This window comes from Paenarthrobacter sp. NPDC057355 (assembly GCF_042667405.1).
In the GTDB taxonomy this organism is placed as follows: Bacteria; Actinomycetota; Actinomycetes; order Actinomycetales; family Micrococcaceae; genus Arthrobacter.
In genome coordinates, this window is the sequence record NZ_JBHVAL010000022.1 from 47,201 (window position 1) to 68,112 (window position 20,912).

The following is a 20,912-nucleotide window of genomic DNA, read 5'->3' on the forward strand; positions in this document are numbered from 1 at the left end:
AAAAGCTTCACGGAAGGACCACGATTTATATGCAAAACCTCAATGTCGGCCTCATCGGCGGCGGCTTCATGGGCAAAGCCCACTCCCTTGCCTACGCAGCCATGCCAATGTTCTTCTGGCCCGCCCCGGCACTGCCGGTCCGCAAGGTCATCGCGGAGGCCAATCCCGAACTGGCCGCCGAAGCGGCACGTCGCTTCGGTTTCGAGAATTCGACGTCGGACTGGCGGTCCATCATCGACGATCCCGACATCCACGTCGTCGACATCGCAACACCCAACCACCTGCACGCCGAAATTGCCATTGCCGCCGCCGAAGCAGGCAAGCACATCATCTGTGAGAAGCCCCTCGCCCGCACGGGTGAAGAGTCCAAGGCCATGTACGACGCCGTTAAGGACAAGGACCTCGTCCACATGGTGGCCTTCAACTACCGGCGCACCCCGGCCGTAGCGCTGGCCAAGAAATACATCGAAGAAGGCGCCATCGGCCAAATCCTCAACTTCCGGGGAACCTATCTCCAGGACTGGAGCGCCGACCCGAACTCGCCGTTGTCATGGCGCTTCCAGAAGAACATCGCAGGCTCCGGCGCGCTGGGTGACATCGCCACGCACGTCATCGACATGGCTCGGTACCTCGTGGGTGAGTTCAGCGCCGTCAACGCGGTCCTCTCGACCTGGATCCCGGAGCGCCCGCTCCAGACCGGCGGGGCCGACGCACTCGGCACCGTCCGCGGCGGAGAGGGCCCGCGGGGCGAAGTCGATGTCGATGACGAAGTGATGACCATGATCCGCTTCGCAAATGGAGCTGTCGGATCCGTCGAAGCCACGCGCAACGCGCACGGCAGGAACAACTACATCACGTTCGAAATCCACGGAACCGAAGGCAGCATCGTCTTCAACTACGAGCGCCGCGACGAGTTGCAGGTCTGCTTCGCTTCGGACCAGGCGGACCGTCGAGGCTTCCGGACCGTTTACACCGGCCCGTCGCACCCCTACGGAGAAGGGCTGTGGCCCATTCCTGCCCTGGGCATCGGGTACGGCGAGACGAAGATCATCGAAGCCTACGACTTCTTCAAGGCCATCGCAGAAGGCGGGAGCGTCAGCCCCAGCTTCGCTGACGGTTACCAGGTCGCCCTCATTGACGACGCGATCGTCGAATCCGCGGCCAAAGAGTCCTGGGTAGAGGTTCCCCAAATAACCGCTTGATCCCTTGGGCCGGGAGGGACGGGGAACCGTCCCTCCCGGTTCATGGACCTTCGCCAAGGAAGTCAGGATGACCAACGCAGTGCCCAGCAACCAAGAACCCGTTGATCCGGAACCAGCCGAAGTGTGGCTCATGCCGGTATTCACCGCCCGGGCAGGCCACGAAAGGGAGCTCCAGAGCGTCCTCAGCTCCCTCCAGGCCGAGAGCCGAAAGGACGCCGGATGCCTGGAGTACACCGTTTTCGCGGATATGCAGCGGCCGGGCACCTACGTCATGTTCGAAGGCTGGGCCCGTCTTGAAGACCTTGAGGATCACAACCAGCAACAGCACGTCAAGGACTTCGTCGAGGCCGTGAAACCGCTGCTGGAAGTGCCCTTTTCGGTGACCACACTGGAACCGTTGGCCTGATTCAGCGCGCGGGCGACCACCCGCCAGGTCCCGTGTTGAGGGGGTGCCGGAACTGCCAAGCCAGGTTCCGCCGTCGGGCGTTAACTTCAAGTGCCCCGCTCCCATGAAGGGAGCGGGGCACTTGGCTGAAGAGGGACTTTAGGCGAAGTCGGAGACTGCCGGGTCCGGGCCGATACGGCCTTCAGCACCACGGTCGAGGTTGTTGATGGCCTCGATGTCGGTGTCGTCCAGCGTGACGTTCAGGGCCTCGAAGTTCTCCTGGATGCGGGACTCCGTGACGGACTTGGGGATCACGACGTTGCCGATCGCCAGGTGCCAGGCGATGACGACCTGGGCCGGAGTTGCACCGTGCTTGGCGGCGATTTCGGAGATCGTTGCGCTCTCCAGGAGCTCGCCACCCTGGCCCAGCGGGGACCATGCCTGCGTGAGGATGCCCTTGGAGGCGTTGAACTCGCGCAGCTCTGCCTGGTTGAAGAAGGGGTGCAGCTCCACCTGGTTGATGGCCGGAACGACGCCGGTCTCATCGATGATGTGCTGCAGGCCTTCCTTGGTGAAGTTGGAGACACCGATGGACTTTACCCGGCCGCGCTTCTTGAGCTCGATAAGTGCCTTCCAGGTGTCAACGTACTTCTCCTGCTTGGGCTGCTGCCAGTGGATGAGGTAGAGATCCAGGGTTTCCAGGCCGAGGCGGTCGAGGGACTTCTCAAAGGCCTCGAGCGTGGATTCGTAACCCTGGTCCGCATTCCACAGCTTGGTGGTGATGAAGATTTCCTCGGCGGACAGGCCGGAGGAGGCAATGGCACGGCCGACGCCGGCCTCGTTGCCGTAGATCTTGGCGGTATCGATGTGGCGGAACCCGGCGTCGAAAGCCTGGCGCACCACCTTTTCGGCTACATCGTCTTCAACTTGCCAAACCCCGTAGCCGAGCTGGGGGATGGTGTTGCCGTCGTTGAAAGTAAGTTCTGGTGACGAAGTCATGGTTGATATCCTGCCAGCCCTGTCACGCGGTTCCACCACATTATGACGAAGATCAGCTATCCGCTTAACTTCTTGCATACAGGGAATAAGAGCGTGCGCGGGTAGTTGCGAACGCCTCGCAATTTACGGGTTCAGCTGACTCTCCGCGTCGGCCACCTGTTCGAAGACAGACTCGGCCCGGCGCCGCACTGAAAGGGCGCCGACAGGTACGGGACCAACCGCCAGCCGCAACATGGCAGCAGCTTCAGCCGTAGTTGCGAGCGAGTTGCCTGCCTTGGACAACGCGCGGTGCACCCCGGCGAGTGCCCCCGGCACGTCCAGGCCATCGCTGGGCGAGCGCCGCTGCGCCTCCACGCAGATGCGGCGGACCCGGGGCGACAACTCGGCCAGTTCGTTGGCAATCTGCACAAGCTCGTTGTACAGCTGGTCGTCGTCCACGCCCTCCAGAACCTGGTGGTACCGGTCCAGGCCGCGATGAAAGCGGTCATGCGCACGGCGCCACAGCCCCTTGCCGAGCTCAAGATCGTCTTTCCGCCCTTGCCGGACGGCCCCAAAGAAGCCCACCAGCGAACTCAGAGGTATTGGCCCGGACCGTGGTCGGGATCTTCCGGGCGACCGTTGGCAGCCGCACCGGGAGCGCCAGGCGCAGCGGCCCTCTGCGGTTGCCCGTTTTCACCAATCACAATGCCCGGAGCGATGACCGTTCCGGGTGGCAGCTGGCGGAGCTGCATCTGCGCGGCCGCGTGTTCCTTGGCCGCCTGTTGGGCCGCAATCGCAGCCTGAATGCCGTGGAACAGGCCTTCAAGCCAGCCAACCAGCTGGGCCTGGGCAATCCGGAGCTCGGCATCCGAGGGAGCCTGGTTCTCGGGGAAGGGCAGGCTGATCCGTTCCAACTCTTCGATCAGCTCAGGCGCCAGCCCATCTTCGAGTTCCTTGATGGACCGCTCGTGGATCTCCGCGAGGCGGTTCCTTGCAGCGTCATCGAGTGGAGCACTCTTAACTTCTTCAAGCAGCTGCCGGATCATAGTGCCGATCCGCATCACCTTGGCTGGTTCGTCCACCAGCTCTTGAAGGTTGCCGCCCTTGGGCTTGGCATCCTTCGCTGCCTCTGAATCGGGTGACGGCCGGCTGTCGGGCGTGGCTGTATCGCCGTCCAGCGTGGTTCCTTCCACGGGGGTGTCGTCCGAAGCCTCATCCGTGGGCTGAATGTCGTTCAGATCGCTCATCCGTTCATACTCTCACGTGGTTCCCGTGAACCTCTGGCCTCAAGCGGAATTTGGACTTCGTTCGTAGCGAAACTGCATCTCAGCAGCAACGTCCTTGCGGATTGCTGTCCTGCCGGTCCATCCGGTCCCGCCAGAACTCGCGTTCTGTCATGGCGGGACCGGCATGGCCGGAGGTGGCGAAGTGCTCAAGATACTTCGAATACGCGTCGGCACCCATGATCGACCCCAGGTACGCCGCGAAACTCCGGAAGCCCTTGGTGACGGCGTTCATCAGTGATGCCCGGCCTTGTGGGTCCGCTTCTCCGCGGGCAGTGCGTTCCATTCTGCGAGCAAAGCCTTCTCCGCCGGCGTCGGAATCAGGCCGGCCGGAGCAAAGACCTTGGACGGGATCGCCGGATCTTCATGGTCTTGGCCACCCCCGGCACGGATGGCTTTGACGGTGGCGATTACAGCCGTGAGGATCACGATGATGCTCAAGGTTACGAAAATGACCGAGAGGACACCCTGGATCATGGTGTTACGAACCACGGCTTCCATGGCTGCCACGGTCTTGGCCGTACCGAACTCCGTCTTGCCATCTGCCAGCGCTTTGGAGAACGCCGCATTGTTCGCGAAATAGCCGACGGCGGGGACCGGCGAGAAGATCTTGTGGAAGCTCGCGGTAATGGTGACGACGGCGGCGAAGGCCAGCGGGACCGCGACGATCCACAAATACCGGAATACTCCCCTCTTGGCCGCGATGGCCATGCACACGGCGAGAGCAATGGCGGCCAGAAGCTGGTTGGCGATGCCGAACAGCGGGAACAGCGTGTTGATGCCGCCGAGCGGATCCGTCACACCCATCAGGAGCACCGCGCCCCAGGCAGCGACCATGATGGCCGTGCACAGCCACGCGCCCGGCCGCCAGGAGGCTTCCTTGAACTTGGGGACGAAGTTGCCGATGGAATCCTGCAGCATGAACCGGGCTACGCGGGTGCCGGCGTCGACGGCGGTGAGGATGAACAGGGCCTCGAACATGATGGCGAAGTGGTACCAGAAGGCCATCATGCCGGGGCCGCCGATGAACTGCTGCATGATATGCGCCAGGCCGACGGCCAGCGTGGGGGCTCCACCGGAACGCGAGATGATGCTTTCCTCGCCCACGTCCTTGGCGGTCTGCGCCAGGACGTCCGGGGTGATGTTCACATTTGCCAGCCCCAGGCTGTTCACCCACTGGGCGGCGGTTTCCACCGTGCCGCCCGTCAGGGCCACAGGAGCGTTCATGGCGAAGTAGATTCCGCGGTCGATCGAGATCGCAGCAACCAGGGCCATGATCGCCACGAAGGATTCCATCAGCATGCCGCCGTACCCGATGAAGCGGGTCTGGCGTTCCTTCTCGATCAGTTTGGGAGTGGTTCCCGAAGAGATGAGGGCGTGGAACCCGGACAAGGCACCACAAGCGATGGTTACGAAAAGGAAGGGGAACAGCGCGCCGGAGAAGACCGGTCCGTTTTCCCGGCTGGCGAACTCACTGAATGCAGGGACAGTGATTTCCGGGCGCACCACGATGATGGCGACGGCGAGCATCACGATCACGCCGATCTTCATGAACGTGGACAGATAGTCGCGCGGGGCCAGGAGCAGCCATACGGGCAGGATGGCGGCGATGAAACCGTAGATGATGATGCCCCACGCGATGGTCACCTTGTCGAGGTGGAAGAACGCCGCGCCCCACTCGGTCCCGGCCACGGCCCCGCCGCCGATAATGGCCGCCATCAGCAGCACGAAACCAATGATGGACACTTCCATGACCTTGCCGGGACGCAGGTAGCGCAGGTAGACGCCCATGAACAAGGCGATCGGAATGGTCATGCCAACGGAGAACACGCCCCACGGGCTCTCGCCCAGGGCGTTGACCACCACCAGCGCGAGGATGGCCACAATGATGATCATGATGAGCAACGTGGCGATCAGGGCGGCCGTGCCGCCAATCACGCCCAGCTCCTCGCGGGCCATCTGGCCCAGCGAGCGGCCACCGCGCCGCATGGAGAAGAACATCACCAGATAGTCCTGCACGGCACCGGCAAGAACGACGCCGATGATGATCCAGATAGTACCGGGGAGATAACCCATTTGGGCGGCAATAACAGGTCCCACCAGCGGGCCCGCGCCTGCAATGGCCGCGAAGTGGTGGCCGAACAGGACGTTGCGGTCCGTGCGGACGTAGTCCTTGCCGTCGGCCTTGTACTCAGCCGGTGTGGCGCGGCGGTCGTTCGGCTTAAGCAGGTACCGCTCAATGACTTTGGAATAGAACCTGTACCCGATCAGGTAGGTGCAGACGGCGGCGAAAACGAACCAGATGGCGTTTACCGTTTCGCCGCGGACCAACGCGAGCATGAACCACGCCACCGCACCCAGCAGTGAAATTGCCACCCACAGACCGATCTTCGCCGGCGTCCACTTGCGTTCCTCGGCTTCGCGAACCGAATCGTCAACTGCGGGTGCAGGCAGCGTGGGATCAAGCCCCTCCATGAGTCCGGTCTGGTCAGGATTCTTGCCCATATCTCCTCCTTGAGAACTGCTGTGCTGCCCTGGCTCGGACGTGCGTCACGGGCAAGCTAGCAAGTATGTACCCCACTCACCGGATGAACCCACGGTCCGGTACGGCAGTTGCGTTGAGCGGTATCCCCGCTGCGGTGAGCGGTCAGTTCGCCCCGGTGCTGCTTGATCCGCCCTTTCCCAGGCTCTGCACCATGCGCGCCTCGCAGAGGTCCAGCCACCGGACCTCGGCCTCTGCTTGGAAGACCAGGGAATCGAGCACCAGCAGAAACGCGGTGTCTGAGGAACGCTGGTTGGCGGACACTGCCTTGCGCGCCTGGGTGTGCTCCTGAAGTGCCTTCAGGGATACCTCGCGCTGGGACTGGATGACGGCGGCGGCATCCACTCCGGGCATGCTCAAAGCGAGCGCCAGCTTGATGGCGATCTCGTTCCGGGGCGGATTCCCCCGGTCCACAGCGCCGGCGAACCAAGCCCCGACTTCCTCAACCCCGGCGTCGGTGATGCTGTAGATGACGTGGCCACCGCCGTCGTCGCCGTCCTTGCTGACCAGGCCGTCGCGCTCCAGCCGATCCAGCGTGGTGTACACCTGGCCGATGTTCAACGGCCAGGCCGCACCGGTCCGGTCCTCGAATTCCACGCGCAACTCATAGCCGTACCTGGGCTGGTCCTGGAGCAGGGCCAGAAGACTGTGCCGGATGGACATAAGGCTCCTCGCTGCGGGGTCGGGAATCTCAGAGGAGCAGCAGGACCTTGCCCACGTGCTCCCCCGAGTCGAAATACTCGTGGGCCTCCCGGACCTGGTCCAGGGGGAAGGACTTGGCAACCAGTGGCGTGATTCGGCCGTCAGTGACCATGGGCCATACGGACTCGCGCACCGCCGTCATGATGATGCCCTTTTCAGCGACCGACCGCGGCCGGAGGGCCGTCCCGATCACAGCAGCACGTTTGCTGAGGAGCTGGCCCAGGTTGATTTCCGCTGTGGTGCCGCCCTGGAGGCCGATAATGATCAGCCGGCCGTACTCGGCGAGCGCATCGACGTTCTGTTTCAGGTATTTTGCGCCCACGACGTCGAGGATCACGTCTGCGCCCTTGCCGCCGTTTTGTGCCTTGAGGCTTTCAACGAAGTCTTCTTCGGCGTAGTTGATGGCGATGTCGGCGCCCAGGAAGGCCTTGGCGGTGCCGACTTTTTCATCGGTCCCGGCCGTTGCCGCCACTGTTGCGCCGTACGCCTTGGCCAGCTGGATAGCCATGGTGCCGATGCCGCCCGTGGCGCCATGGATGAGGACAGTTTCGCCGGGCTGCAGTTGGGCCGTCATGATCAGGTTCGAGTAGACGGTGGCGGCCACTTCGGGGAGGGCCGCGGCCGTGATCAGGTCTACGCCCTCGGGTACGCGCAGTACCTGTTCAGCGGGCACGGCCACCTGCTGGGCGTAGCCGCCGCCGGACAGGAGTGCCACCACCTTGTCACCCACGGAGAAGGCCTTGGTGACGCCGGGGCCGAAGGCCGCGATGCGGCCAGAGACTTCAAGCCCGGGAATCTCAGAGGCTCCTGGCGGCGGCGGGTAGAAGCCGCGGCGCTGCTGGACATCCGCGCGGTTCAGGCCGGCAGCAACGACGTCGATGAGCACCTCGCCCTCGCCCGGCACCGGGGAGGGGGCCTCGCGGACCTCAAGGACTTCGGGCCCGCCCGGCTCTGAAATGTAGACGGCTTTCATGACGAACTCCCGGTTTCTTGCGTGTCATCCGAGCCTCTGGGCAGGGGCTGGAGGACGTGATGTTTTGGAACAGCCAACTCCCTATGAAACACTACTAGGCGAGGAAGGTTGTCCGAGCGGCCTAAGGAGCTGGTCTTGAAAACCAGTGTGCGGTAACCCCGTACCAAGGGTTCAAATCCCTTACCTTCCGCCAATGAATGCCCCGGGTTGTCGAACCCGGGGCATTTTCGTTGAAAATTGTCGGAGCCCCCGCATAGTGTTCTTCCTGTCTCCACCACTAAACCATCAGCCGCGGAATGTGCCGCGGCCTGACAACAGGAGCTGCACACATGCCTACGCCCGATATCACTGCCGGTTCGCCTTGTTGGATCGACCTGATGACTTCCGATACTGAGAGGGCGAAGGCCTTCTACAACGCGCTGTTTGGCTGGACTTATGAGACTGGAGACGAAGAGAAGTACGGCGGCTACATCACCGCATCCAAGGACGGGAAGCTCGTAGCCGGGATCATGCAGAAGCAGGCCGACATGGGCGCCATGCCGGACCTTTGGTCCACCTACCTCCGCACGGATGACATCAAGGCCACCACTGAGGCTGCCGCCGCGAACGGGGGCCAGGTCTTCTTGGAGCCGATGGAGGTTCCCGAACAGGGCAGCATGGCGATGTACGGCGACTCCTCTGGCGCCTCGATCGGCGCGTGGGAGTTCGGGGAGATGAAGGGCTTTGAGGTCGCAGCCGAGCCGGGCTCGCCGGCATGGCACGAGCTCCTGTCCAAGGACTACGACTCCGCAGTTGCTTTCTACCAGAAGGTTTTCGGGTGGGAAACGGATGTCATGAGCGATACCCCGGAGTTCCGTTACACCACCCTCGGCTCCGGGGACAACGCAAAGGCCGGCATCATGGACGCGTCGGGTTTCCTTCCAGAGCAGGTCCCTTCCATGTGGAGTGTGTACTTCGCCGTTGCAGACACCGACGCCACCGTGGAGCAGGCAACAGCCCTCGGTGCCACCGTGATGCAGCCGGCGGAGGACACGCCCTTTGGCAGGTTGGCTACACTGTCCGATCCCACCGGCGCCGTGTTCAAGGTGATCCAGGATCAGGGCCAGTCGGCCTAGACTATGAAAATTCGGGTCCGGCCGGCTGCTTCCTGTACAGGGGCGGCGGGCCGGGGCCTCTCATCGTCGGCCTTGGGGGATCGACCGGCGTGGGTATACCTTGTTGGGTCCCTCACCGCTTACCACAGGCCCGTTCCATGCGAATCCTGTGTTTCTCCTGGAATGAGGACCCGAATGCTTCACCTTTCAAAGACCTTCAGGGCTGCTGCCGTGTTGACCATGGCATCGCTGGCGCTGGCGGGATGCTCGCTCATCAGCAGCGGGGACGCCAAACGGGATGAGTCCGGCAAGCCGACGGAATCGTCCAAAGCTGACGCCTTCAAAGTAAAACTGGGCGATTGTCTCGCCAACCCCGATACCGATGAAGTTGTGGACGTCACCATCATTCCGTGCGACCAGAGCCACGACCTCGAGGCCTACGCGGTGACCAAACTGGATGTTTCCACTTTCCCAGGTGACACGGAAGTAGGAACCAAAGCAGAAGAGTTCTGTGGCGTGCAGTTCGCCTCGTTCGTCGGAGTGCCCTTCGACGACTCCGCCCTGGACGTGACCTTCCTCCACCCCACCAGCGACTCCTGGAAGAGCGGCGACCGCGAGATCGTCTGCCTGATCGGGGCTGCTGCCGGAGCCGCCACCACGGGCACCCTCAAGGGCGCCGCCAAGTAGGACCTTCCGTGGCCGGGGGAACCTCCCGGCCACCGAGGGGCCGCTTCCCATTCATCCGTTCGTGTTCAGCTATGCCCGAGGCAGCTTTACCCCGGAGTAACTTCCGGGCATATCGCCCACTTCACAAGACAGCGGGCGTCGTCCACGGAGCCCTACAGGGCTCCCTAATGAAAGTTAGAGCGGATGCATCAACACCATTGGAAAACAGCTGCGGGAACTGTCCTGTCAGTCGGGTTGCTCGCAGCCCCGCTGACGGCGGCACCCGCCTTCGCGGCGGACGATCCGGCCGCACCCACCGGCACCTCGCCGGTGGTCATCAACGAGGCCTACCTCAGCGGCGGCAGCAGCGGCGCTGCGTTCAAGAACAAGTTCGTGGAGCTCTACAATTCCTCGGACGCAGCAGTCAGCCTTGCCGGCTGGTCACTGCAGTACCGTTCAGCCACCAGCGCCGCAGCCCCAACGGGCATCACTCCCCTCACCGGCAGTATCCCGGCAAAGGGCTACTATCTGATCCTAGGTGCAACGAACAGCGGCACCTCCACGGCCCCGGCGCTTCCCGCTGCGGATGTCCAAGCCACCGGCACGCTGAACCCGAGCGGCACGGCAGGAACACTCATCCTCGCCAAGCAGGCAACCGCGGTCTCAGCCCTGCCTGCCGGCTCCGTGACCGGCAACGCGGCCGTCGCGGACCTCCTGGGCTATGGCAGTTCCAACACTTTTGAGGCGGCGGCCGCAACAGGACCGTCCAGCAACACGGATGTCCGCAGCCTCAACCGCACCAACGGCGTGGATACAGACTCCAACGCAGTTGACTTCAGCCTCAACGCGTCCATCACGCCGATGTCGTCGGGCGGAAGCACGACACCTCCGGACCCCCAGCCGGAGCCGGGCACCAAGTCCATCGCCGAGATCCAGGGAACCGGCCCGGCCAGTCCTTTCGTTGGCAGCACCGTGACGACGCGCGGCAAGGTGACCGCTGTCTACGCGACCGGCGGCTTTAACGGCTACTACGTCCAGACGCCGGGAACCGGTGGCGACACCGGCGGGGCGGCCAGGACGGCGTCGGACGCTTTGTTCGTCTACTCACCCACGACGACGGCGACGGTCCAGCCGGGCGACTACCTGGAACTCACCGGCGCGGTCAGCGAATTCGCCAACCAGACGCAGCTCACGGTGGAGGCAGCCGGGCTGAAGAGGCTCACCGAGGCAGCTCCCGAGGTCAAGTCCACGCCGTTCTCGCTCCCCGCCAATGAAGCGGCCCGCGAAAGCCTGGAAGGCATGCTGGTTGCTCCGCAGGGCGACTTCACTGTCACGGACAACTATTCGCTGAACCAGTACGGCGAAATCGGCCTCGCCGCAGGCACCTCGCCTTTGGTACAGCCGACGGCGGTAGCCAGCTACGGTTCCCCCGAATACGCGGCGGTGGTGGCTGACAATGCGCTCCGGGCCATCAAGCTCGACGACGGCGCGTCCACGAACTTCCTCAAGGACGCCACCACGAAGGCCCAGCAGCTGCCGTACCTTACAACCACGGATCCTGTGCGCGTGGGTTCGCCCGCGAAGTTCAAGACCGACGTGATTCTGGGCTACGGCAACAACTCCTGGAAATTCCAGCCGTTGACCGCCCTCACCCCTGCCAACGCCGACTCGGTCCAACCCGCGGCCTTCACGGGTACGCGTCCAAATGGCCCCGCCGATGTTGGCGGGAGCCTCAAGCTGGCCTCTTTCAACGTGCTCAACTACTTCCCCACCACCGGCGACCAGCTGAGCGGTTGCGTGTTCTACACCGACCGGGACGGCAACCCGATCACCGTCAAGGACGGCTGCAACGCCCGCGGTGCGGCCAACGCGGCGAACTTCGAACGTCAGCAGGCGAAGATCGTAGCGGCCATCACCAAGTCCGGAGCCGACGTCGTGTCCCTCGAAGAGATCGAGAACTCGGCACAGTTCGGAAAGAACCGTGATGACGCACTGTCCAAGCTGGTGGACGCCCTCAACCTCAAGACCCCGGGTGTCTGGGACTACGTGCGCACTCCTGCGAACGCTCCCCCGCTGAGCGACGAGGACATGATCCGCACGGCATTCATCTTCAAGAAGGCAACTGCCGAACCCGTGGGCGAATCCATCATCCACAACGACACCGTGGCATTCGCCAGCGCACGCAAGCCGCTGGCACAAGTGTTCAAGCCAGTCGGCGGGGCTGATGACAAGAAGTTCATCGCGATCGTGAACCACTTCAAGTCCAAGGGCTCAGCGGCTACCCCGGACGATACCGACAAGGGGCAGGGCGCTTCCAACATCGCCCGGACCAAGCAGGCCCAGTCCCTGCTGGCGTTCTCGCAGGATCTGCAGGCCTCCAAGGGTACCGACAAGGTGTTCCTGATCGGCGACTTCAACGCCTACGGCAAGGAAGATCCCATCAACGTCCTGACCGGCGCCGGCTACACCGACCTTGAAGTTGGTACCGGCAAGCACTCCTATCTGTTCGGCGGAATGGTCGGTTCCCTGGACCACATCCTGGCTTCCCCGTCGGCGGCACAAAAAGTCACCGGAACCGACATCTGGAACATCAACTCCGTGGAGTCCGTGGCGCTGGAGTACAGCAGGTATAACAACAACGTGACCAACTACTACGCTGAGGACGAATTCCGGGCCAGCGACCACGACCCCGTGGTGGTCGGCCTGAACCTGGCCCCGGACGCACCGGCAACAGTGGACCTGCAGTTCCTGGGCATCAACGATTTCCATGGCCGCATCGACAACAACACGGTGCTTTTCGCAGGAACCGTGGAAAAGCTCCGCGCGGCGGCAGCACCGGGCGCCACGGCATTCATCTCGGCCGGCGACAACATCGGAGCTTCGCTCTTCGCCTCTTCGGTTGCGAAGGACCAGCCCACCATTGACGTCCTGAATGCACTGGAACTGCAGGCTTCCGCGGTCGGCAACCACGAGTTCGACGGCGGCTGGCAGGACCTGCGCGACCGCGTCATCGCCGGAGGTGCCAATGCGAAGTTCGCCTACCTGGGCGCCAACGTCTACCAGAGGGGCACCACTACCCCGGTCCTGCCGGAGTACAAAGTCCTGGACATGAATGGCCTGCGGGTCGCCGTGATCGGCACGGTCACCCAGGAGGTACCAACGCTGGTGACCCCGGCTGGCATCGCCGATCTGGAATTCGGGGACCCTGTGGAAGCCATCAACCGTGTGGCCGCCAGGATCAAGGCTGACAACGCAGCTGACCTGATCATCGTGGAGAACCACGACGGCGCGGCATCGGGAACACCGGAGGGCGCAACGCTGGAGCAGGAAGTGGCGGCAGGTGGTCCGTTTGCCAAGCTGGTCAACGAAACCACCCCTGATGTCGCTGCGATCTTCACCGGCCACACCCATAAGGAATACGCCTGGGATGCCCCCGTCCTGGACGCCAACGGCCAGCCAACGGGCAAGACCCGGCCTATCGTGCAGACCGGCAACTACGGCGAGAACGTGGGCAGCGTGACGCTCACGGTGGACACAGCTTCCAAGTCCGTGACGGCCTACAAGGCTGCAGTTGTGGACCGCACCACTGACACCGCCGCAAGCCTGGTGGCCGCCTACCCGCGCGTTGCCCAGGTCAAGACCATCGTGGACAAGGCCTTGGCCAACGCCGCGGAAATCGGCAACCAGCCGGTCGGTGCGGTAACAGCTGATATCACCACCGCCTTCACCCCGGACCCGGCAGGCGGCGCCCCCAAGCGTGACGATCGCGCGAGCGAATCGACGCTGGGCAACCTCGTGGCGGACTCTCTGGTGGACACGCTCAAGGCGCCGGAACTGGGGGCGGCTGAGATCGGCGTCGTGAACCCAGGCGGCCTGCGCAACGAGCTCTACTACGCTCCGGACGGCACCATCACCTACGCAGAAGCCAACGCTGTGCTGCCGTTCGTGAACAATCTGTGGACCACGTCGCTGACAGGTGCGCAGTTCAAGACCCTCCTGGAGCAGCAGTGGCAGACCAACCCGGACGGAACGGTGCCCAGCCGCCCGTACCAGCAGCTGGGCCTGTCCAAGAACGTCAACTACACCTACGACGCTGCCCGCGCCGCAGGTGATCGCGTCACCGGAATCTGGGTCAACGGCGCGGTCATCGATCCTGCCAAGCAGTACAGGATCGGCACCTTCAGCTTCCTGGCAACCGGCGGTGACAACTTCCGGGTGTTCAAGGAAGGCAGCAACACGAAGGACACCGGTCTTGTGGACCGGGATGCCTGGATCAAGTACCTCCAGGCCCACAACCCGGTATCGCCGGATTTCGCCCGGCGTTCCGTCGCCGTTGCCAACACCACCGGCGCCGAGGTCAAGGCAGGCGAGCCGATCACCCTGGCAGTGTCCAAACTGGACCTGACGTCGATCGGCAGCCCGGCCAACAAGACCCTGAAGGCAGTCTTTACCGACGCCAAGGGTGCCTCCCTGGTGCTCGGCGACGTGCCCGTTGCAGCCGGCTCCGCCACGGTGAACCTCAAGGTTCCCGCAGCGGCCGCTGCAGGCACCGGCACGGTGGTGCTGACCGCCGTCGAAAGTGGAACGACGGTCAAGGTGCTGGTCAAGGTGGCTGCAAGCGGGCCCCAGCCGCCGCAGTGCACCGAGCCAACCAAGCCGTCCAAGTGGTACGACATCGTGGGCTGGCTCCGTTATGCCTTCGCATGGCTGGAGTACCAGAAGTGCCTGCGGGGCTAACCTACCCCTGACAGCCAAAGAGCCAGGCTTCTCAACCATCGAGGGGCCTGGCTCTTTGCATGGGTCTCAGCTGCGGACGGATTCGGGTTCGTTCACCCGTTCAGCGTCCTTCTGCAGCTCGGCCTTGAAGTGCTCGTAACGGGCCAGGTGGGTGGGCCGTTTGCGAAGGACCGCCCAAGCCACGCCAAGGGCCAGGAACCACACCGGAGTAACCAGCAGCGCCATGAGCGTGTCCGGCTGGGTGGTCAGCGCCCAGAGGATGAATGCGAAGAAAGCAAACACCACCCACACCATCACCACCCCGCCCGGCATCTTGAAGGCCGAAGAATCATGCAGGTGGGGGCGGCGCTTCCTGAAGGCCAGGTAGCTGGCCAGGATGATCGACCACACGAACACGAAGCAGACAGCCGAAACTGTGGTGACCATGTCGAACGCCTTGCCCACGTCCTGCCCGGCGTACATGAGCACGACGCCGGACAGCAACAGGACGCAGGAAAGGAACAGGGCGTTGCGGGGTACTTTGCGTCCGGAGAGGGCACTGAAGACGGCCGGCGCGTCGCCTTCCTGGGCCAGGCCGTACACCATGCGGGACGTGGAGTAGATGCCGGAGTTGGCCGAGGACATGGCGGAGGTCAGCACCACCAGGTTCACGATCGTGGCGGCGGCGCCGAGGCCTGCCAGGGAGAACATGGCAATGAAGGGGCTGTGGCCCGCGGCGAACTGGGTCCAGGGAGTGACGGACATGAGGATGATGAGCGCGCCTACGTAGAAGAGCAGCACGCGGATGGGGATGGAGTTGATGGCCTTGGGAAGGTTCTTCTCCGGGTCCTTGGCTTCAGCCGCGGTGGTGCCCACCAGCTCAATGCCCACGAACGCGAACACGGCGATCTGGAATCCTGCAACAAATCCCATGAACTCGTTCGGGAAGAAGCCGCCATGACTCCAGAGGTTGCTGAAGCTGGCCGGTCCGGCGTCGGACTGGAAGCCGCTGAAGATCATGAAGAGGCCAACAATAATGAGCGCCGCGATGGCCACGATTTTGATGAGCGCGAACCAGAATTCGGTCTCGCCGAAGGCCTTGACCGTGGCCAGGTTCAGGAGCAGCAGGATGCCGATGGTGATGAGCCCCGGGATCCACAACGGCAGTCCGGGCCACAACTCCTCCGAGTACCCGGCAATCGCAATGACATCGGCGATGCCCGTGATGACCCAGCAGAACCAGTAGGTCCAACCGGTGAAGAAGCCGGCCCAGGGACCCAGGAGGTCGGCGGCGAAATCGCTGAAGGACTTGTAATTCAGGTTGCTCAGGAGCAGTTCGCCCATGGCACGCATGACGAAGAAGAGCATGAAGCCGATGATCATGTACACGAAAATGACGGACGGACCGGCCGCGGAAATGGTCTTGCCCGAGCCCATGAACAGGCCGGTTCCAATGGCTCCGCCGATGGCGATGAGCTGGATGTGGCGGTTGCTGAGTTGGCGCTCGAGATGGGGTGAATCGTTGCCGGTGGTGGGATGAATCGTCAAAGGAACTCCGTCGTTCAGGCGGCACAGGGGTGCCGCATTGATTCGGGTTCCTCCCCGCTCTGTAGGTAGACCTGAGAGTTTCCGCAGGCATGGGCCTGCTTGCACCTTCGGTGAGTCCGGTGGCCGGACTGCTTTCCAGAGTTGCCTCGCCGCGGCGGTACATGGGCCTGAGAGATTCCTGGGGAGGGTTTGCTCCTACGGCGCCTGACGAAATGTACCGGCAGGGCTCTCCCGCCGCAGATCAAAAGCGCGCACACCCTTGCGGGTGATGCAGCTCACACAGTAACGAAGGTGGGCTGGCGGCGCAACCCCGGGGCGCTACAGTCCCAGAATGCTACGGGCGATTTCATCGGCGTCGCGCAGGGTCCGCTGGCCACTGGCATAGGCGGGGCCGGTGCGGGGACGCGCCTCCGCAGCGATGGCATTGCCCCACTGGGACGCGGACAGCTGCAGCCCGAGCACGTACATGTTTTCGGTTACGGACCCGTTGGCGGCTATCGGGCGGTACGGGTGCGGTTCGACGTCAAGGCCGGTGGTCTGCATGGGGGTGCCCTCAACGCTCATCATGATCTTGGTCCGCACCAGGCCGTCTGACATGAGTTGCTCAAGCAGCGGGGAAATATTAATGCCCACCCTGTTCGCCGGCGACATCGCCTCGATAAGGGTCTGTGCCTCCACGGGACCGTCGTGAACCCATGGCGAAGCCGCCCGGAACACCTTTGCGCTCCGATCAACGCTGAACTTGGGGTCCGGTCCCACAAAGCTTACGACGCCGGCACGCGCCAAGGCGGCCAGCTGCTCCGAGCGGAGCGCGGGAGGTCCGCTGGCCAGTCCTTCGACAAACGATTCGAACCAGCCGCGCAACCCGGCCAACCACGACTCGTCGGTGATCCCGCCGTCCGCGACGACGGTCTTAAGGATCGCCCGGCCGGTGTGGAGTGCGCCGATGGCCATTTTCACCGGGTCCGCTTCACCCAAAGCCGAGCGCCGGGCGTCGTCGTCCAGGTAGGCAGTGATCGCGGCATCCAGGTCACGCCGGGATGTGAACGTCCGTCCCGCCAATGGCGCCGCGAGCCCACGAAGATTCAAACGGCGCGAAGCAACAACATGCTTTTCAACCAGGGCTTCCACGTCGTTTTCCCAGTGCGCCGTGGTGTGGGCATGCGGCTGGAGCGCGTCCTGCAGGTCGGCCAGGAACTGCGCCGGATCCTTGATGGCGGCGGGCTGGGACCGGGCCAGTGTTGAGTAGTAGGCCCACAGCGCGTCCCGGTGCAGCAACGGCCAAAGGTCGTGATCGAAACCGGGCTGGATCCCTGCTGCCCGGAAACGGTCCACTGCGGCTTCGGTCAGGTACCGCATGGTGATGCTGCGTGGGTAGTAGCCGTCCAGCCCGGCCTTGGCCCGGTACGGCGTACCCCTGCGGGAGGCTGCGAAAATCCTGGGCTCCCGACCCGATGGCCGGTACTCCAGCACCCCTGCCCCGGGTACTCCCGCCTCGACAAACTTGCCGCCGCGGCCCTCCGTCAGCTGGCCCATCACGTCGAAGAAGTTCAGGCCCATGCCGCGGACCAGCACGGGCTCGCTGTCCGGAACGGCCTGCCAGTCGACATCTGCCGGCGGCGCTGGCGGGAAGTACAGCAGGCCCAATTCGTCGGCTGCGCGCTTGAACGACTTCTGCTCCGGGTTCAGCCGCGATTCGATGTGTCCCAACGCCAGCACCACGGAACCGACGGTGAGGCTCGAGCCGTTGGCAAGTTCGACGTCGAACTTCCCGTCAACCGGACGCGCAGCAACGGCGAGCGTTTCGTGGAAGGTGACCTCGACGCCGTCGGGCAGCCGGTCCAGAATCTCCTCAAGTGTCTGGCGGAGATAGCGCCCATACAGGGCACGGCTGGGGAAATCGTGGGATTCCAAGGTGGCCAGCTCAGCTTTTTCGGCCTCGTCCAGGCCCGCGCCATCACGACGCCGGGCCTCCCGCCACTGGTCGAAAGAGCCACCAGCCAGCGGGGTTGCGAGCCGCGGATCCTCGGGGATCAACGTGGGATAGAAGGCCTGGGTGTTCATCAAGTAAAGGCGGGACTGGCTTGGCTGCCACACGTGCCCTGAACCGGCAGGAAACGGATCCACAACATGGATGTGGAGGGTGGCCCCACGAGTGTCGCCGGCAGCCCAGTTCGCGAGCAACCGCTCAAGGACACTGGTGCCCCGAGGGCCGGCCCCCAGCAGGGCAACACGGTTGGTTTGGGATTTAGCCACGCTCAAGCCTAACTCTGCGTGACTTGCCCACCGTCGAACAGTGTTGCTTGGATGGGGCGATGACCACCACAGCAGCTGATCCCTCGCCCTTGTCAGAGAATGCCGCCGCGCCCGAACCCACGGATGAGAACGCCTGGCTGGAAGACAGCCACGGCGAAGAGCAGCTCGCATGGGTCAGGGAACAGAACGCACGCACCGAGGAACTGCTGGAAGACGCCGATTATGCGGTGCTCCAGTCCGGCATTTTGGAAGTCATGGACTCCACCGACCGGATCGCCATGGTGAACAAACGCGGCAATTTCTACTACAACTTCTGGAAGGACCAGGAGCACCCCAAGGGGCTGTGGCGCCGCACCACGTGGGAGAGCTATCTCAGTGATGAACCTGACTGGGATGTGCTGCTCGACATCGATGCCCTGGCAGCCGCGGAAGGCGTCGAATGGGTCTTCCACGGCGCCGGTTTCCTTCGCCCTGCCGACGGCTCCGAGTACCGCCTGGCCATGGTTTCGCTCTCCCCCGACGGTGGCGACGCCGACCGGCACCGGGAGTTCGACGTCGAATCCCGCACCTTCGTGGACCCTGCGGCAGGTGGCTTCGACATCCCCACGGCCAAGGGAAACGTGAGCTGGCTTGATACCGACACCCTCCTGGTGTCCAGCACCGCCGAAGGCCTGCCCGCAACGTCCTCCTCCTACGCACGGACCGGCGTCAAGCTTCGCCGCGGTCAATCGCTTGCGGACGCTGAACGCCTCTTCGAAATCCCCGAAAACCACATGCTTGCCATGGTGGCGCACGACTCCACTCCCGGCTACGAGCGGACCTTCGCCGTGGACTACATCGACTTCTACAACCGCAGTACGTGGTTGCTCCGGGACGACTCGTGGGTGCCCATCGACGTTCCCACCGATGTGAACCTCAGCGCCCACCGCGATTGGCTGCTCCTCCGGCCCCAGGGCGACTGGGAGGTGGATGGCGTGGTGTACCCCGCGGGCTCCCTGCTGGCCGCCGACTTCGAACGCTACATTGCCGGTTCGCGTGCCCTGCTGGTTCTGTTCACCCCGGATGCGCACACGTCCCTGCAGTCCTGGAGCTGGACCAAGGACTACCTGCTGCTGAACCTTTTGCGGGATGTCTCCTCGGAGATCCGCGTGCTGGACCCTGCAACCGTGGACAGCGAGGGGGCGTGGGCTTCCACCATCCTGGATGCCTGCCCTCCCTTGCATGATGTCAACGCCTACGCAGTGGACGATGAAGACACCTCGGATTCCGGCGCCGGGAATGACTTCTGGTTGGTGGCCACCGGCTTCACGACGCCCACCACCTTGACCCGGGGCACCCTCGGACCTCCATCGTCCGGCGCCGAAGCCGGCGGCGTGGCGAGCGAGCACGCAGTAGTCAAGCGGTCGCCGTCGTTCTTCAACGAAGCCGACTACGAAGTCCAGCAGCACTTCGCCGTGTCCTTGGACGGGACCAAGGTCCCCTACTTCCAGGTGGCCTCCAAGGATCTGGTGCTCGACGGGCAAAACCCCACCCAGCTCTCCGGCTATGGCGGATTCGAGGTCTCCCGGACCCCGGCCTATAGCGGAACCATTGGTCGGGCCTGGCTTGAGCGCCGCACCACGTCCGACGTCGGGGCTGCCGCCCACTCCCGCGGTGGCGTCTACGTGGTGGCCAACATCCGCGGCGGCGGCGAGTACGGTCCTTCATGGCACCGCGCCGCGCTCCAGGAGAACCGGCACCGCGCTTACGAGGACTTCGCCGCCGTCGCCAAGGACCTGATCTCCCGAGGCGTCACCAGCCGGCGCCGGCTTGGCTGCGTCGGTGGCTCCAACGGAGGCCTCCTGGTGGGCAACATGCTGACCCAATACCCGGAACTCTTCGGCGCGGTCTCCTGCGGCGTACCCCTCCTGGACATGCGGCGGTACACCAAGCTTTCGGCTGGCTACTCCTGGATCGCCGAATACGGTGACCCGGATGTCCCTGAGCAATGGGAATTCATCCGGACCTTCTCGCCGTACCACCTGCTGCGCGATGGCATCGAGTACCCCGAAACGTTCATCTGGACCGCGACCTCCGACGACCGGGTAGGACCTGTCCAAGCCCGGAAGATGGCGGCACGGATGCAGGCCATGGGCATCCCGAACGTCTGGTTCCACGAGGCATTGGAGGGCGGGCACGCCGGGGCATCCGACAACAGGCAGGCTGCAGCCCTCCAGGCCCGGAGCAATCACTTCCTGTGGCTCGCGCTTGCCGGGAGCCACTGACCTCGTTCCAGGACGCTGACACTAAAGTGCGCAGCTGTTTTGCACTGGACGGCACGTTCTGCGTATCCTTGGTGGGCTAGCTATAGCGGATGGAGACGTGCCAGAGCGGCCGAATGGACTTCACTGCTAATGAAGGGTCGGGGTTAAACTCGACCGGGGGTTCAAATCCCCCCGTCTCCGCGAATTGGTCCCGGTTTTCGAACCGGGACCTTTTGCGTTTAAGTGGCTTGGGCTCAGGTTTTCGGCGCCCCGAGTTTTCGGCGCCCCAGGTTTTCGGCGCTCCGTGTTTGGGGCGCCCCAGGC

At 63.7% G+C, this 20,912-nt stretch carries 15 protein-coding genes, 2 tRNA genes and 1 riboswitch; of the genes, 8 read left to right on the top strand and 9 right to left on the bottom strand.

The window, feature by feature from the left end; genetic code table 11:
* The first annotated feature begins 29 nt into the window (after positions 1–29).
* Entirely contained in the window at positions 30–1,202 is a 1,173-nt protein-coding gene (locus tag ACFUOZ_RS18985) for a Gfo/Idh/MocA family protein (protein WP_377550956.1), read from the top strand.
* A gap of 67 nt (positions 1,203–1,269) precedes the next feature.
* The gene (locus ACFUOZ_RS18990) at positions 1,270–1,608 is read left to right on the top strand and encodes a putative quinol monooxygenase (RefSeq protein WP_377550959.1); all 339 of its coding nucleotides are present in this window, start codon (positions 1,270–1,272) and stop codon (positions 1,606–1,608) included.
* 138 nt (positions 1,609–1,746) lie between these two features.
* On the opposite strand, the gene ACFUOZ_RS18995 is transcribed toward ACFUOZ_RS18990, so the two are convergent.
* The 7 genes from ACFUOZ_RS18995 to ACFUOZ_RS19025 form a co-directional block, all read right to left on the bottom strand.
* On the bottom strand, positions 1,747–2,586 hold the full coding sequence (locus tag ACFUOZ_RS18995; protein WP_377550961.1) for an aldo/keto reductase: 840 nt from the start codon (positions 2,584–2,586) through the stop codon (positions 1,747–1,749).
* Positions 2,587–2,709: 123 nt separating this feature from the next.
* Positions 2,710–3,150: a hypothetical protein gene (locus ACFUOZ_RS19000; protein WP_377550964.1), complete on the bottom strand. Its 441-nt coding sequence runs from the start codon at positions 3,148–3,150 to the stop codon at positions 2,710–2,712.
* Between the two features lie 8 nt (positions 3,151–3,158).
* On the bottom strand, positions 3,159–3,812 hold the full coding sequence (locus ACFUOZ_RS19005; RefSeq protein ID WP_377550966.1) for a bacterial proteasome activator family protein: 654 nt from the start codon (positions 3,810–3,812) through the stop codon (positions 3,159–3,161).
* Positions 3,813–3,891: 79 nt separating this feature from the next.
* The gene (locus ACFUOZ_RS19010; RefSeq protein ID WP_377550969.1) at positions 3,892–4,083 is read right to left on the bottom strand and encodes a YbdD/YjiX family protein; all 192 of its coding nucleotides are present in this window, start codon (positions 4,081–4,083) and stop codon (positions 3,892–3,894) included.
* Complete coding sequence (locus ACFUOZ_RS19015) at positions 4,083–6,353, bottom strand: carbon starvation CstA family protein (protein WP_377550971.1); 2,271 nt, start codon at positions 6,351–6,353, stop codon at positions 4,083–4,085. Before ACFUOZ_RS19015 ends, ACFUOZ_RS19010 begins: the two co-directional genes overlap by 1 nt.
* Before the next feature lie 142 nt (positions 6,354–6,495).
* The gene (locus tag ACFUOZ_RS19020) at positions 6,496–7,053 is read right to left on the bottom strand and encodes a PadR family transcriptional regulator (protein WP_377550973.1); all 558 of its coding nucleotides are present in this window, start codon (positions 7,051–7,053) and stop codon (positions 6,496–6,498) included.
* A 28-nt stretch (positions 7,054–7,081) separates the two neighbouring features.
* A complete protein-coding gene (locus tag ACFUOZ_RS19025; protein ID WP_377550975.1) occupies positions 7,082–8,065 on the bottom strand; it encodes an NAD(P)H-quinone oxidoreductase in 984 nt (327 codons plus the stop codon).
* Between the two features lie 102 nt (positions 8,066–8,167).
* Here ACFUOZ_RS19025 and ACFUOZ_RS19030 point away from each other — a divergent pair.
* From ACFUOZ_RS19030 to ACFUOZ_RS19045, 4 genes are all read left to right on the top strand, one after another.
* Positions 8,168–8,258 (top strand) — tRNA-Ser (locus ACFUOZ_RS19030).
* A 136-nt stretch (positions 8,259–8,394) separates the two neighbouring features.
* Positions 8,395–9,180: a VOC family protein gene (locus ACFUOZ_RS19035; RefSeq protein WP_377550978.1), complete on the top strand. Its 786-nt coding sequence runs from the start codon at positions 8,395–8,397 to the stop codon at positions 9,178–9,180.
* 174 nt (positions 9,181–9,354) lie between these two features.
* The gene (locus ACFUOZ_RS19040) at positions 9,355–9,846 is read left to right on the top strand and encodes a septum formation family protein (RefSeq protein ID WP_377550980.1); all 492 of its coding nucleotides are present in this window, start codon (positions 9,355–9,357) and stop codon (positions 9,844–9,846) included.
* Positions 9,847–10,029: 183 nt separating this feature from the next.
* On the top strand, positions 10,030–14,562 hold the full coding sequence (locus ACFUOZ_RS19045) for an ExeM/NucH family extracellular endonuclease (protein ID WP_377550983.1): 4,533 nt from the start codon (positions 10,030–10,032) through the stop codon (positions 14,560–14,562).
* 66 nt (positions 14,563–14,628) lie between these two features.
* Here ACFUOZ_RS19045 and cycA read toward each other — a convergent pair whose 3' ends face one another.
* Together cycA and ACFUOZ_RS19055 are read right to left on the bottom strand one after the other, a co-directional pair.
* Positions 14,629–16,089, bottom strand: a complete 1,461-nt coding sequence (gene cycA / locus ACFUOZ_RS19050) for a D-serine/D-alanine/glycine transporter (protein ID WP_377550985.1) — start codon at positions 16,087–16,089, stop codon at positions 14,629–14,631.
* Positions 16,090–16,234: 145 nt separating this feature from the next.
* Positions 16,235–16,333, bottom strand: a riboswitch (glycine riboswitch).
* A gap of 74 nt (positions 16,334–16,407) precedes the next feature.
* The gene (locus tag ACFUOZ_RS19055) at positions 16,408–18,345 is read right to left on the bottom strand and encodes an FAD/NAD(P)-binding protein (protein ID WP_377550988.1); all 1,938 of its coding nucleotides are present in this window, start codon (positions 18,343–18,345) and stop codon (positions 16,408–16,410) included.
* A gap of 59 nt (positions 18,346–18,404) precedes the next feature.
* On the opposite strand from ACFUOZ_RS19055, the gene ACFUOZ_RS19060 reads away from it, so the two are divergent.
* Positions 18,405–20,609: a prolyl oligopeptidase family protein gene (locus ACFUOZ_RS19060; protein WP_377550991.1), complete on the top strand. Its 2,205-nt coding sequence runs from the start codon at positions 18,405–18,407 to the stop codon at positions 20,607–20,609.
* 91 nt (positions 20,610–20,700) lie between these two features.
* Positions 20,701–20,789 (top strand) — tRNA-Ser (locus tag ACFUOZ_RS19065).
* Positions 20,790–20,912: the final 123 nt, after the last annotated feature.

What these genes read in the sequence shown, in the direction of transcription:
- ACFUOZ_RS18985 (WP_377550956.1), top strand. Translation starts at nt 30, where the DNA reads ATGCAAAACCTCAATGTCGGCCTCATCGGCGGCGGCTTCATGGGCAAA.
- ACFUOZ_RS18990 (WP_377550959.1), top strand. Translation starts at nt 1,270, where the DNA reads ATGACCAACGCAGTGCCCAGCAACCAAGAACCCGTTGATCCGGAACCA.
- ACFUOZ_RS18995 (WP_377550961.1), bottom strand. Translation starts at nt 2,586, where the DNA reads ATGACTTCGTCACCAGAACTTACTTTCAACGACGGCAACACCATCCCC.
- ACFUOZ_RS19005 (WP_377550966.1), bottom strand. Translation starts at nt 3,812, where the DNA reads ATGAGCGATCTGAACGACATTCAGCCCACGGATGAGGCTTCGGACGAC.
- ACFUOZ_RS19010 (WP_377550969.1), bottom strand. Translation starts at nt 4,083, where the DNA reads ATGAACGCCGTCACCAAGGGCTTCCGGAGTTTCGCGGCGTACCTGGGG.
- ACFUOZ_RS19015 (WP_377550971.1), bottom strand. Translation starts at nt 6,353, where the DNA reads ATGGGCAAGAATCCTGACCAGACCGGACTCATGGAGGGGCTTGATCCC.
- ACFUOZ_RS19020 (WP_377550973.1), bottom strand. Translation starts at nt 7,053, where the DNA reads ATGTCCATCCGGCACAGTCTTCTGGCCCTGCTCCAGGACCAGCCCAGG.
- ACFUOZ_RS19025 (WP_377550975.1), bottom strand. Translation starts at nt 8,065, where the DNA reads ATGAAAGCCGTCTACATTTCAGAGCCGGGCGGGCCCGAAGTCCTTGAG.
- ACFUOZ_RS19035 (WP_377550978.1), top strand. Translation starts at nt 8,395, where the DNA reads ATGCCTACGCCCGATATCACTGCCGGTTCGCCTTGTTGGATCGACCTG.
- ACFUOZ_RS19040 (WP_377550980.1), top strand. Translation starts at nt 9,355, where the DNA reads ATGCTTCACCTTTCAAAGACCTTCAGGGCTGCTGCCGTGTTGACCATG.
- ACFUOZ_RS19045 (WP_377550983.1), top strand. Translation starts at nt 10,030, where the DNA reads ATGCATCAACACCATTGGAAAACAGCTGCGGGAACTGTCCTGTCAGTC.
- ACFUOZ_RS19060 (WP_377550991.1), top strand. Translation starts at nt 18,405, where the DNA reads ATGACCACCACAGCAGCTGATCCCTCGCCCTTGTCAGAGAATGCCGCC.